The organism is Sphingopyxis sp., from assembly GCF_050725615.1.
Lineage (GTDB): Bacteria > Pseudomonadota > Alphaproteobacteria > Sphingomonadales > Sphingomonadaceae > Sphingopyxis.
Genome location: NZ_JBOHHU010000042.1, coordinates 1 through 12,643, shown reverse-complemented (window position 1 = coordinate 12,643; position 12,643 = coordinate 1). Strand labels below are relative to the sequence as shown.

At 67.3% G+C, this 12,643-nt stretch carries 14 protein-coding genes; 4 read left to right on the top strand and 10 right to left on the bottom strand.

Annotation, left to right across the window (positions count from 1 at the left end):
* Positions 1-28: 28 nt before the first annotated feature.
* Positions 29-751 (bottom strand): hydroxyacylglutathione hydrolase, encoded by a 723-nt coding sequence (gloB, locus tag ACREB7_RS11425; protein WP_431592396.1) that lies wholly within the window; start codon positions 749-751, stop codon positions 29-31.
* Between the two features lie 199 nt (positions 752-950).
* On the opposite strand from gloB, the gene ACREB7_RS11420 reads away from it, so the two are divergent.
* Positions 951-2,660 (top strand): sensor domain-containing diguanylate cyclase, encoded by a 1,710-nt coding sequence (locus ACREB7_RS11420; RefSeq protein WP_431592395.1) that lies wholly within the window; start codon positions 951-953, stop codon positions 2,658-2,660.
* Positions 2,661-2,676: 16 nt separating this feature from the next.
* Here ACREB7_RS11420 and ACREB7_RS11415 read toward each other — a convergent pair whose 3' ends face one another.
* The 8 genes from ACREB7_RS11415 to ACREB7_RS11380 all read right to left on the bottom strand — a co-directional run bounded on the left by ACREB7_RS11415 (position 2,677) and on the right by ACREB7_RS11380 (position 6,207).
* Positions 2,677-3,114, bottom strand: a complete 438-nt coding sequence (locus ACREB7_RS11415) for a VOC family protein (protein ID WP_431592394.1) — start codon at positions 3,112-3,114, stop codon at positions 2,677-2,679.
* Positions 3,115-3,123: 9 nt separating this feature from the next.
* Positions 3,124-3,561, bottom strand: coding sequence for an acyl-CoA thioesterase (locus ACREB7_RS11410; protein WP_431592393.1), 438 nt, complete (start codon positions 3,559-3,561; stop codon positions 3,124-3,126).
* A 14-nt stretch (positions 3,562-3,575) separates the two neighbouring features.
* Positions 3,576-4,337: an alpha/beta fold hydrolase gene (locus ACREB7_RS11405; RefSeq protein WP_431592414.1), complete on the bottom strand. Its 762-nt coding sequence runs from the start codon at positions 4,335-4,337 to the stop codon at positions 3,576-3,578.
* Positions 4,334-4,588 (bottom strand): DUF6356 family protein, encoded by a 255-nt coding sequence (locus ACREB7_RS11400; protein ID WP_058808361.1) that lies wholly within the window; start codon positions 4,586-4,588, stop codon positions 4,334-4,336. Before ACREB7_RS11400 ends, ACREB7_RS11405 begins: the two co-directional genes overlap by 4 nt.
* A 66-nt stretch (positions 4,589-4,654) precedes the next feature.
* Positions 4,655-4,846 (bottom strand): helix-turn-helix transcriptional regulator, encoded by a 192-nt coding sequence (locus tag ACREB7_RS11395; protein WP_431592392.1) that lies wholly within the window; start codon positions 4,844-4,846, stop codon positions 4,655-4,657.
* Positions 4,843-5,265, bottom strand: a complete 423-nt coding sequence (locus ACREB7_RS11390) for a hypothetical protein (protein WP_431592391.1) — start codon at positions 5,263-5,265, stop codon at positions 4,843-4,845. Before ACREB7_RS11390 ends, ACREB7_RS11395 begins: the two co-directional genes overlap by 4 nt.
* Positions 5,266-5,355: 90 nt before the next feature.
* Entirely contained in the window at positions 5,356-5,745 is a 390-nt protein-coding gene (locus tag ACREB7_RS11385) for a VOC family protein (protein WP_431592390.1), read from the bottom strand.
* Positions 5,746-5,802: 57 nt separating this feature from the next.
* On the bottom strand, positions 5,803-6,207 hold the full coding sequence (locus tag ACREB7_RS11380) for a MerC domain-containing protein (RefSeq protein WP_431592389.1): 405 nt from the start codon (positions 6,205-6,207) through the stop codon (positions 5,803-5,805).
* A 144-nt stretch (positions 6,208-6,351) separates the two neighbouring features.
* On the opposite strand from ACREB7_RS11380, the gene thrS reads away from it, so the two are divergent.
* The 3 genes from thrS to ACREB7_RS11365 are packed head-to-tail and all read left to right on the top strand — an operon-like array spanning position 6,352 to position 9,967.
* A complete protein-coding gene (gene thrS, locus ACREB7_RS11375; protein WP_431592388.1) occupies positions 6,352-8,355 on the top strand; it encodes a threonine--tRNA ligase in 2,004 nt (667 codons plus the stop codon).
* Positions 8,352-9,209 (top strand): metallophosphoesterase, encoded by an 858-nt coding sequence (locus tag ACREB7_RS11370; protein ID WP_431592387.1) that lies wholly within the window; start codon positions 8,352-8,354, stop codon positions 9,207-9,209. The genes thrS and ACREB7_RS11370 overlap by 4 nt, the downstream gene beginning before the upstream one ends.
* Positions 9,206-9,967 carry a sulfite exporter TauE/SafE family protein gene (locus ACREB7_RS11365; protein ID WP_431592386.1) on the top strand — a complete coding sequence of 254 codons (762 nt, stop codon included), beginning with the start codon at positions 9,206-9,208 and terminating at the stop codon, positions 9,965-9,967. The genes ACREB7_RS11370 and ACREB7_RS11365 overlap by 4 nt, the downstream gene beginning before the upstream one ends.
* 93 nt (positions 9,968-10,060) lie before the next feature.
* Here the strand turns inward: ACREB7_RS11365 and ACREB7_RS11360 are convergent, their stop codons facing one another.
* Positions 10,061-12,562 (bottom strand): ABC transporter permease, encoded by a 2,502-nt coding sequence (locus tag ACREB7_RS11360; protein ID WP_431592385.1) that lies wholly within the window; start codon positions 12,560-12,562, stop codon positions 10,061-10,063.
* Positions 12,563-12,643 lie beyond the last annotated feature (81 nt).

Sequence of the window (12,643 nt, the reverse complement as noted above, 5' to 3'; positions counted from 1 at the left end):
ACAGCGCGATGAATGGTTGCTGAAGCCGTCATGCGACGTCCTTCAGCGCCCGGATTCGGCCGAGCTCTGCGGCGGTCGGGGCGCGCAAAAAGGGGTTGGTCGCGCGCTCGGCGCCGATCGTCGTCGGCACCGTCGCCTCGCCCGCCGCGCGGGCGGACTCGACCGCTGCCAACCGTGCCGCGAGCGCATCATTGTCGGGATCGACGGTGACCGCGAAACGCGCGTTCGACAGCGTATATTCGTGCGCGCAATAGACGCGGGTCGCATCGTCGAGGGTGGCGAGCTGCTGCATATTGGCGAACATCTGCTCGGCGGTGCCCTCGAACAGCCGGCCGCATCCCATCGCGAACATCGTGTCGCCGACGAAGATCGCGGCGTCGTCGGCGAAATGATAGGCGATATGACCGGCGGTGTGCGCGGGGACATCCCACACCATCGCCGCGACGTCGCCCAGCCGGACGGTGTCGCCGCCCGTCACCTGCACATCGAGCGTCGGGATGCGCGCATATTCCGCCGCCGGGCCGGTGATCGTGCAGCCAGTCGCTTCCTTGATCGCGGCATTGCCGCCGGTGTGATCGGGGTGCCAATGGGTGTTCCAGATGTCGGTGATCGTCCAGCCGCGCGCCGCAGCGGCCGCCAGCACCGGATCGGCAACCGCCGGATCGACGACCATCGTCGCACCGCTGGCGGGTTCGTGGACCAGCCAGACATAATTGTCGCTGAGGACGGGGATTCGGACGATCTCCAGCATGATCTTCTCCTCTTTCCGGCTGTCCATTCCCAGACGGAACGATCGAGCAGCAGCCTTGATATTCGGTGGGCGCCCGCGACCGCGTCCGGTCGATTTCGGGTGTGGCGCAAAGATAATCGACCCGCCGCGCGCCGTCGACCGCCAAGTTAACCATGTTGCAAGCCCTTGGGGTTAGTTTTCGCTAACGACTTGAGGGGTCATGTCTTTGCTGCGTCTCGCAATAGTCTTTCTTGCGACGGTCATCCTGACTGGCTGGTCCCCCGCGCGCGCCGCGTCGGGACCCGCGCCCTGCACATTGCAATCGACGCTTTGGGACAGCTATCGCACCGTGTCGGCGCCGGGGGTGCGCCGCGATTGCGGGGCCGATCGCTGGTCGCTTGCCGGACAGCGCAACTGGCTGTTCTTCGACGCCGCCGTGATCGCCGCGGCTGGAAAAGGCCCGCTCGAATTCAACGCGCGCACCAGCCGTTTTCAGCGAATATCGCTTTATGTCCGTTACGCCGACGGGACGACCGCCGCGATCGTGCGCGAAGGGGCCGAGGCGATGCCATATCGCGTCGCGGGTCCCGACTTCTACCTGACCCTGCCGCAGCGCGCGTCGCCGCCGGTCGAGGTCGCCGTCGCGTTCGACCGCCTTGGTTTCCTGACGACGCTGAAGACCGCGCGCCTCTCGCCGGCCGGAACCGGCGGCTGGTCGACCCAGACCATGCTGCTGATCGCGCTGTTCACCGGCCTCGCGCTTGCGCCGATCGTTTTTAACATCGCCTTTTTCCGCGTCCTGCGCGAACGCTTCCTGCTCTGGCACATCACGCTCGCGATGTGCATCATCCTCCACATCAGCCTGTCGTCGGGGCTCGCCTTCGCCGTCGTGCCGGGGATCAGCGCGCTGGCCTATGGCTATGCGTCGCAGATCAGCTTCAGCGTCGGCATCGTCGCCGCGACGATGTTCTGCCTCAACTTCCTCGAACCCGGGAAAATCGCCCGGGGCGAACGGCGCGCGCTGATGCTCTGCGCGCTCTGGATTCCCCTGTTCGGGGTGATCGCGATGGCGCCGGTCGAAGGGGTGCGGCCGTGGGGCAACAAATTTTATTTCGTCGGCTATCTGCCGGTTCTCCTGACCTATGTCGTCGTGCTCGTCCGCGCCTGGCGGCGCGGCAGCCGCGCCGCGCGCTATCAGGCGATCGCATGGATGCCGATCATCGCCTGCGGCTTCGAACGCATCGCGCGTGGCCTCGGTTTCTATGTCGGGCCCATGTGGCTCGACCAATTGCTCTATCTGGCGATCGCGCTCGAACTGGTGATCACCGCGCTTGGCGTCGCCGACCGCTTTATGATTCTGCGCCGCGAACGCGACTGGGCCCAGGCGCGCGCCGGCGCGATGGAGGATGCGGCGCAGACCGACCCGCTGACCGGGCTCAGCAACCGCCGCGGGCTCGAACATCTGCTCGCCACGGGTGATCGCCGCTTCACCGCCGCCGCCCTCATCGACATCGACCATTTCAAGTCGGTCAACGACCTCCACGGCCATCAGGCGGGCGACGCCGTGCTGTGCGCGGCCGCCGCAGGGCTGCGCGAGGGCCATGGCGGGGTGGTCGCACGGATCGGCGGCGAAGAATTCTTCCTGCTGATCGACCGCCCCGACGCGGCGGGCACCGCCGAACGCTGCCGCCAGGCGCTGGCGCGTCGCATCGCCGCCGACGTGCCCGAGGTCGCGCGCCCGATCAGCGCGAGCGGCGGCCTGCTGATCTTCGAATCACGGACCGACGGCGCGGCGCTCGATTTCGACCGCCTGTTCGCCGAGGCCGACCGATTGCTCTATGCCGCCAAGCATAGCGGGCGCGACTGCATGGTCACCGACCGTTGGCAGCAACCCGCCGCGCCGGAAAATGCCGTGAACGCCGCCGCCTGATGCGCGGCGGCGCAGTTTACCACTCGCCGATATTGGGCATCGACGCCCAGGGCTCCTGCGGTGGCAGATTGCCGTCCTGCAACAGCTCGACCGAAATGCCGTCGGGCGAGCGCACGAAGGCCATATGGCCGTCGCGCGGCGGGCGATTGATCGTCACCCCGGCATCGGCCAGTCGCTGGCAGGTGTCGTAGATATTGTCGACGCGATAGGCGAGGTGCCCGAAATTGCGCCCGCCGCCATAGGTTTCGGCGGCGCTGCCGTCGGCGGGCGGCCAGTTATAGGTCAGCTCGACCTCGGCCACCCCGGCCTGTCCCGGCGGCGCGAGGAAGATCAGCGTGAAGCGCCCCGCCTCGCTGTCGAAACGGCGCACCTCCTCCAGCCCGATCAGGTTGAAGAAGGCGACGGTCGCGTCGGGGTCGGTGACGCGGATCATGGTGTGGAGATATATGGTCATGGCGTGAACTTAGGCGCGCAGGGGCTTTTGTTCAAACGCCTCGAACAGGGATAGGAATTCATCGGGCACCGGTGACGTTGCGCCGCGCGCTTCCTCGACATGGACGCTGACCTCCACGCCCGTCGCGCGCAGGTCGTCTTGGCCCGCGCCGTGCAGCTCGAACAGGAAGGTCATCGAGCTGCGTCCGACGCGCGAGCAACGCACGCAGATGTCGATTTCCTCGTCGAGCAGGATCGGCACCTTGTAATCGACCTCGGCACGCGCGACGTGGAATTCGGGGCTGTCGGTCGCCGGCCAGCGGTCATAGACCCCGACCGCACGCCAATATTCGGTGATCCCGATATCAAAATATTCGAGGTAGCGGCTGTTGAACACGACGGCTTGGGCGTCGATTTCGGCGTAACGGACGCGCTTGCTGACGTGGAACCGGAAATCGCTGCGAGCCATGATGATCCTTCGGGTTAAGGGGTGAGACGCGCGACGGTATCGACCAGCAGCGCGATGTCGCTGTCGCGCGACAGTCGGTGATCGCCGCCCTTGACGAGCGTGACTTGCACATCGTCGCCGGCGAGCGCCGCCGACAGGCGCAGACTGATCTCGGGCGGCACGTCGCCGTCCTCCTGCCCATGGAGCAGGCGGACGGGGCAAGTGAGGGCGATCGGTGCCTCCAACAGCAAATTCGCCTCGCCCGACTGCCAGAAGGCGCGCGTCGTGACATAGGGCTGGTCGCTGTACGACGTTTCTTCGCGCAATTGCCCTTCGGCGAGGATGATCGCCTTCTCCTCCGCCGTGAAGCCCCAGTCGGTGAAATCGGGAGCTGCCGCGATGCCGACGAGTCCCGCGACGCGGTCGGCCCCGTCGCGTGCGGTCAGCGCCAGCGCCGTCAGCAGCATTAGCCACCCGCCCATCGACGACCCGACGAGAAGGACCGGTCCGTCGACCTTCGCATCGATCAGGTCGAGCACATCGCCGCGCCAGTCGAGCAGCGTCTGTTCGGCGAACAATCCGCCCGACAGTCCGCATCCGGCATAATCGAGCAGCAGGCACGCGCGCCCTTCGCTGGCGGCCCAGTCGAACAGCGCACTCGCCTTGCCGCCCGCCATGTCGGACATGTAACCGGGCAGGAATACGATCGTCGGCCCGGCGCCCGCGACATGGCGATAGGCAAGCCGCAGCCGCGCGGCGCGGTCGAGGTAATGGACGGCGTCGGACACCCTGCTCAGATCACCCAGTCGATGGTGCTCATCTGCATCACCGCCTGCCCCTTGGCGCGGCGCTGTTCGACCATGATCTTGTTGAGCCGCGAAATCGTGTCGCTGCCGGTGGTGATGCACCAGCCCGGCACGACCGCATGGACCAGCGCACACATCCCGCCCCAGATCATCGTCACGCCGAATTTCGACGCGACGCCGAAATGCTCGATATAATTTTCATCGACGCTCTTGGGGTGGTCGACGAACAGGCGCTTGAACATGGGAAAGGCTCCTTTGCGGGAGCCGATCCCCTAGCGGCGGCGGCGCGAGGGAGCAAGGATAGCGGTTCAGTCGCGCTGGAAAATCTCTTCGATCGCCATCCCGAACAGGTCGGCGATGCGAAAGGCGAGGGGGAGCGACGGGTCATATTTGCCGGTCTCGATCGCATTGACCGACTGGCGCGACACCTGCAACCGCTCGGCGAGGTCCTGCTGGCTCCAGTCGCGTTCGGCGCGCAGGACTTTGAGCCGGTTCTTCACGCGCAGCTGCCCGCCGTGCCCATCGTCATTCTGTTATAGAATGCGCCCAGCCCCAGTCCGATGAACCAGAAGAAGGCGGCGCCGAAGCCACCATTGCCGGGCGGCACCAGGTCGTAATTCTGCAGGAATTCCCAGACCGTCATCACCGTCAGGCAAAAGCCGGTGGCGAACAGGCACTGTCGCACCTGCAGCATGCGGATATATTCGTCGGGCTCTTCGACCAGCAGCCGCATCACCGCCCAGAAGACGCCGATGATCGGCAGCGCGGGCGCGATCGCCAGCGCATAGGCCGGGATGCCGGCGATCGCCGTGTGGCGAAAGGTCCAGCCGGCGGCAAAGATTAGCACGATGTACAGGCTCATCAGGACCGCCATGCGGATCAGGTAACGGCGCGTCGCCGGACTTTTATACATCGCCATGACAAGGGACCTCCATAAATTGACAAGGTCACTTTACAGCGCGCCGCATATTAGTCAAGTGTCATTGACATAATGACAAGGGTACTATCGTCAGGCGGTTGACGGGTCGATCAACCGGCTCGGCCAGCCGATCCGCACCAGCGTCGCGTCGGGGTCGGAGATCGCGAATTCATACATTCCCCACGGCTTGTGCGTCGCCCAGCCTTCGGATTCGATGATGTCGGTCTGCAGGGCGTCGGCCAGTTCCTCGACGCGCGGGGTGTAAAGATAGAGGCCGAACGGATTTTGGTCGGGGACCAGCCAGCCTTCGGGCGCCTCGTTGGTCAGGTGCAACTGCCACCCCGCGCCGTCGCCGAGGATGCGATAGCTGCCATGATCGCTTTCGATTCGGAGCCCGAGCCGTTCGTAAAAGGCGGTGCTGGCGTCGAGGTCGGTGCAGGGCAGGATAGCGGCGATGCTGTGCGCGGGCTGGTCGGTCATGGCGGGTTCCTCCATTCGCCCGCGATCCTAGGTGGTGTCCGCGGCTTGGCAAGCCGGCTAAGGCGCTTGATGATCGAGCCGCCAATTGGCGCCATGCGCCGCCGCCAGGCTGAGTGCGCCGAGCGAGGTTAGCAGCGTGTCTGCGGCTGCCGGGCTGGCGGCGGCGATCCATCCTTCATGCGCGGCCAGCCCGAGTGCGAGCAGGGCCAGCCCCGCCGCCGCGACCAGCCCCGGCGCCGATCGGCGATGGCGGTGCCAGCCACCGCGCATGGCGACAAGGGCGGCGGGCATGGCGAGCAGCAGGATCGCGGCGTGCGTCCATTCGGGCAGCGCGATCCAGTGGCCAAGCGCGGGCGCGAGCAGGAGCAGCATCGGCAGCGCGAGGCAGTGGATCAGGCAGGTCGCCGACAGCGCCATACCGGCAAGGTCGGCGGTACGCGGGCGCGCGGCGGGCAAGGGCATGGGACACTTTCGCTGGAGGCTGGCCTGTCCAGATAATGAGACATTGTATCATTGCAAGCCCGATTGCGAATCCGCCCCTTGCCGCTCTTGGCGCATACTGGCAAAGGGGCGCAGTTTTACCCCGCCAGAAAGGCCGATTTTTCGATGTCCCAGATGATCCGCGTCACCCTTCCCGATGGCTCTGCCCGTGAAGTCGCGCGCGGGACTACCCCGGCCCAGATCGCGGCCGACATCGGGCCCGGCCTCGCCAAGGCCGCGCTCGCCGCAAAGATCGACGGCGAGCTGCGCGACATCATGCGCCCGCTGGTGGAAGACACCAACCTCGCGCTGGTGACCAGCCGCGACGAGGCCGATGCGCTCGAACTCGTCCGCCACGACTTCGCGCATGTGCTGGCGGAGGCGGTGCAGAACCTGTTTCCGGGCACCCAGATCACCTTCGGCCCCTCGACGGGCGACGGCTTCTATTACGACTTCGCGCCGACCGCCGACCATGGCCCGTTCCGCGACGACGAACTGCCGCTGATCGAGGAGGAGATGCGCAAGATCATCGCCGCCGACCTGCCGCTGACGCGCGAGGTGTGGGACCGCGACAAGCTCATCGCCAAATGGGCGGCAGAGGGCGAAAGCTTCAAGGCCGAATGGGCGCATGAACTGCCCGAGGGCGAGGAACTCACCGTCTATCGCTCGGGCGACGGCTGGATGGACATGTGCCGCGGCCCGCACCTCGCCTCGACGGGCAAGCTCGACCCCGCAGCGTTCAAGCTGACGCGCGTGTCGGGCGCATACTGGCGCGGCGATCAGAAGAATGCGCAGCTCAGCCGCATCTACGGCACCGGCTGGCTCAACAAGAAGCAGCTCGCCGAGCATCTCGTCCGGCTCGAGGAAGCCGCCAAGCGCGACCATCGCAAGATCGGCCGCGAGATGGACCTGTTCCACCTGCAGGAAGAGGCGCATGGCAGCGTCTTCTGGCATCCCAAGGGATACCGCATCTATCGCGAGCTTGAGGCCTATATGCGCCGCGCGATCGACGGCGCCGCCTATCAGGAGGTCAAGACCCCGCAGGTGATGGACGCGCGCCAATGGGAGCAGTCGGGCCACTGGGGCAAATATCGCGAGAATATGTTCGTCATCCCCGACGAGGTGCCGAACATCGGCGACGAGGGCCCGCTCGTGTCGGACGACGCCGAATGGATGGCGCTCAAGCCGATGAACTGCCCCGCGCATGTCTTGATCTTCCGCCAGGGCATGAAGAGCTACCGCGACCTGCCGCTGCGCATGGCCGAAATGGGCTGTTGCCACCGCAACGAGCCGCATGGCGCGCTGCACGGCATCATGCGCGTGCGGCAGTTCACGCAGGACGACGGCCATATCTTCTGCCGCGAGGACCAGATCGTTGAGGAAGTCCGCAGCTTCTGCGAACTGCTCGACCGCGTCTATCGCGAGCTCGGTTTCGAGAAATATGCGGTGAAGCTCGCACTCCGTCCCGAGATGCGCTTCGGCACCGAGGAAATGTGGGACAAGGCCGAGGCGGAACTGCGCGAAGCCGTCGAACGCGCCGGCATGGCGACCGAGGACTATGGCTGGGAAGAACTGCCGGGCGAGGGCGCCTTCTATGCCCCCAAGCTCGAATTTCACCTCACCGATGCGATCGGCCGCACCTGGCAGTGCGGGACGATCCAGTCCGACCGCGTGATGCCCGAACGGCTCGACGCGAGCTATATCGGCGAGGATGGCGAGCGCCATCGCCCGGTGATGCTCCACCGCGCGATCCTCGGCACCTATGAACGCTTCATCGGCATATTGATCGAGCATTTCGCCGGCCGCTTCCCGACCTGGCTCGCGCCGGTGCAGGCGGTGGTCGCGACGATCGTCAGCGACGCCGACGATTATGCCCGCGACGCCGTGGCGCAGCTCACCGCCGCGGGCATCCGCGTCGACAGCGACCTCAGGAACGAAAAGATCAACTACAAGGTCCGCGAACACAGCCTCGCCAAGGTCCCGTATCTGCTCGTCGTCGGCAAGCGCGAGGCCGAGGAAGGCACGGTCGCGATCCGCACCCTCGGCCAGGACGGCCAGCGTATCATGCCGCTCGCCGAAGCCATCGCGATGCTGAAGGGCGAGGCGACCCCGCCCGACCTGCGCGGTTGAGCATCGCCGCAGTCGCGTCGCGCCGCCGCTGGCGGCGCTGGCTGTTGCTGCTGTTGCTGGTCGCCGTCGCGATCGTCGCCAAGGGGGTGTGGAACGCCCGGGCCGAGCCGATCATTCGCCACGCGACGCTGACCCTCGCCGACTGGCCTGCGGGCGAGCCGGCGATGCGGGTGCTGCTGATCTCGGACACCCATGTCGCGGGACCCGACATGCCGCCCGAACGGCTGCGCGCGATCCTTGGCCGGTTGAACAAGCTCAAGCCCGATCTGATCCTGCTCGCGGGCGATTTCCACAGCGGCAAGAATCTGGCGACCAGCCATTATTCGGCCGCCGAACTCACCGCCCCCTTTGCCGAGGCGAAGGCGCGGCTCGGGGTGGTCGCGGTGCTGGGCAACCATGATTACTGGTTCCAGCCCGAACCGATCGCAAAGGGACTGGAGGCGGCGGGCGTCACCGTGCTGCGCAACACGGCGGTCCGGCGCGGGCCTTTGATCGTCGGCGGCGCCGACGACGAGGTCACCAAACACGCCAAAATCGCGCAGACCTACGCGGCGATGGCGCGGCTCGGCGCGGGCCCCCATATCCTTGTCAGCCACAGCCCCGACATCGTCCCCGACCTGCCCGCGTCGGTCGATGCCGTGTTTGCCGGCCACACCCATTGCGGCCAGATCGCGCTGCCTCTGGTCGGCGCGCTCAGCTATGCGTCGAAATATGGCGACCGCTTCGCCTGCGGCGAAATGACCGATCGGGAGCAGAAGATCTTCGTCGGCGCCGGGCTGGGCACCAGCATAGTGCCGCTGCGCTATGGCGTGCCGCCCGACGTGTGGCTGGTGACCTTGGGGCCGCGGCGGTGAGCGGGGTTCAGCAACTCGCCGGCCTCGCGCCGCTGACCCTTGCCGGCGCGGCCGCCATGACTTTCGGGGCCGCCTATGTGCGCGGGCTGACCGGCTTCGGCATGGCGATCATCCTCGTGCCCTTGCTCGGCCTCATCATCAGCCCGGCGGAGGCGGTGGTGCTCGGCATCCTGCTCCAGCTGCTGATCGGCCCCGTCGGCATCCGCCTCATCCTCGCCGACGCCGACCGGACGACGGCGGTCCCGATCGCCTTGCTGGCGATGGTCACCACCCCGCTCGGCATGGCCGCGCTCGACGCGACGCCGTCGGACATCGCGCGGCTGCTCATCACGCTCGCCGCCGTCGTCGCCTTCATCGCCGTGCTGCTGCCCAAGCATCCCGACGGCCATCGCCCGACGCGCGCGGCGGTGGCGGGCACCGGCTTCGCCTCGGGCATCCTCACCGGCTTCGCCGCGATGCCGGGGCCGCCCGTCGTGCCCTTCTACCTCCGCCGCTCGCTCGACCCCAAGGTCGCGCGCGCATCGATGCTGCTCATCTTCTTCGCAACCGCGATCGCGGGCACGCTTGCGGCGCTATGGGTCGGCATCGCGACGTGGAAGCTGTTCCTGATCGCGCTCTTGCTGTTCCCGCCGATGTGGCTCGGCAATCTGGTCGGCGCGCGCCACTTCGGCCGCGTTCCGCCGCATATCTGGCAGGCGATGGTCGCCGCCGTGCTGGGGCTGGCGGCGGTGTCGGCGGTGGTGCGCCTCCTCAACTGACCCCGCGTCCGTTTGTCCCGAGCGAAGTCGAGGGACGCAAATGCCGGCGCCGGAGTGTCTCGACTTCGCTCGACACGAACGGGAAAGGGGTCTCTACAGACTGCGGAGCGCGCTCGCCGGGCGCACCGACAGCAAGGGCCAGCTTCCCGCAATCCCGATCAGGAACGCCAGCCCGGCGCCGCCGAGCAGCGTCATGCCCACGACAAACGGGTCGGGTGCGAAGCCGAAGTCGAAGATCTGCGTCACCACATACCAGCCCGCCCCGAGCCCGAGCCCGAGCGCCAGCGCCGCGAGGATCAGCGCCAGCACCGCATATTCCAGTCCCTGCGCGCCCAATATCTGGCCGCGCGTCGCGCCGAGCAATTTCAGGATCACGCTGTCGTACACCCGCCGCTCGCGGCTTGCCGCGATCGCGCCGATCAGCACCGCGATGCCGGCCAAGATCGCGATGCTCGCCGCCGCAGCGATCGCCTGGCTCATCTGCGTCAGCAGCGTCGTGACCTGCCCGATCACGTCGCGCACCGCTATCAGCGACGCCGAGGGGAAGGCGCGCGGAATGCTGCGCGCGAGGTCCGCCTCGGCCGCTGGCGGTACTGCGACGGTCGCGACCATATTGTGCGGCGCGGCGTCGAAGCTGCCCGGCGAGAAGACGAGCACATAGTTCAGCCCGAAATTGTCCCATTCGACGGTGCGGAAGGACGCCACTTTCGCCTGCACCTCGACCCCCAGCACATTGACCGAAAGCGTGTCGCCGATCTTGAGGCCGAGCGAGGTCGCGACCTCCGCCTCGACGCTGACCAGCGGCGGGCCCTTGTAGTCGGCCGCCCACCATGTCCCGGCGGTCAATTCGCTGCCATTGGGCAGGGTCGGGCTGTATGTCAGCCCACGGTCGCCGCGCAGCACCCATGCGCCTTCGGGCAGTTCGGCGAGTTCATCGACACGCTGGCCGGCATATTCGGTGACGCTGCCGCGGAGCGCTGGGATCAGGTTGATGTCGGCATCGCGCGCGGCCTTGGTCACCATCGAGCGGAACTGGCCCGCGCCGTCGCGCGGAATGTCGAGCACGAAGAAGCTCGGCGCGCGCTGCGGCACGGTGCGCGCGATTTCGGCGGTGATGCTCGTCTGGATCGCGGCCAGCGTCACGAACAGCGTGAGGCCAAGCCCGAGCGCCACGACCAACGCGCCCGTCGCGGCGCCCGGCCGGTGCAGGTTCGCGACCGCGAGGCGCAGCAGCGGCTGTTTGGGGCGCGGCACAAGGCTCGCGCCCTTGCGCACCAGCCAGCCGATGCCGACGAGCAGCAACAGTAGGCCTGCCGCCGCGCCGATAAAGCCGAGCGCGAACAAGGGCTCGCGCGCCGTCCCGACCGCGAGCGCGACGATTGCCGCCAGCGCCGCGCCGACCGCAAAAATCGTCCGCTTCTCGGGCCGTCCCGCACCATCGATCGTCGCGCGGAACAACCCTGCCGCCGGCACGCGCCGCGTCGCGGCGAGCGGGGGCAGGGCAAAGGCGATGGCGATAAGCAGGCCGTACGCCGCGCTGATCGCCAGCGGCAGCGGATAGATGGCGATACCCGGCTTCACCGGTAAAACATCGCCCGCGATCGCGGAGATCGCTGCCGGGGCGAGCGCCCCGACGACCAGCCCGGCAAAGATCGACACCGCCGCGACCGCGAGGATCTGCAAGCCATAGATGCGCATCACCGTGCCGCTGTCGGCGCCCAGCACCTTCAGCGTCGCCAGCCCGGGCCGCTTGCCCGCGAGATAGGAGGCGACGCCGTTGCCGACGCCGATCCCCGCGATCACCAGCGCCGCAAGGCCGACGAGCGACAGGAACTGCCCCATGCGCTCGATAAAGCGCCGCGTTCCCGGCGCGCCATTGCTGCGGTCGGTGATCTCCCACCCCGCCTCGGGGAATTTTTCGGTCAGCGCCTTGCCGACCGTCTCGGGATTGGCATTGCCCGGCAGGCGGACGCGATATTTGCTCTCATAGAGGCTGCCCGGCTGGATCAGCTTGGTCGCCTCGAGGTCGCCGAGCCCGATGATCGCCACCGGCCCCAGCGTGAAACCCTCGCCCAATCGGTCGGGCTCCTCGGCGATGATGCCGTCGATGCGGAAGCTCTTGTCGCCGAACTTCACCTGTTCGCCGACCTTGAGCTGGAGCCGCGAGGCCAGATCGGCGCCGACCCAGATCGCGCCCGCCGCCGGCGGCCCGCGCCGCACGCCGCTTTCCAGCCGCATCGTGCCGTAGAGCGGATAGGCGGCGTCGACCGCTTTCAGTTCGGACAGCAGGGCCTCGCCACCCGGCGCATTGGCCATCGCGCGCATCCGAACCGTCGCCGATGCCTCGCCGACCTCGCGAAACGCTGCCATCTCGGCGTCGCTCGCCTGCCGCTGCGGCAGTCCGAATTCGATGTCGCCGCCAAGGATCGTCTGCCCGCGCACCTCGAGTTCGGAGGTGATCCCGCGCGTCAGGCTGCCGATCGCGGCGAGCGTCGCGACGCCGAGGAACAGGCACACCGCGAGCAGCCGCAGCCCGCGTATGCGCGTCGCGAGGTCGCGCCGCGCGATGCGCCAAAGCGAAGCCAGCGGGAGCATCAGCCGCGCGCTCTCCATTTCCGTTTGTGTCGAGCGAAGTCGAGACACGGGAAGGCAAGCACGAACTCGGCGTGTCTCGAC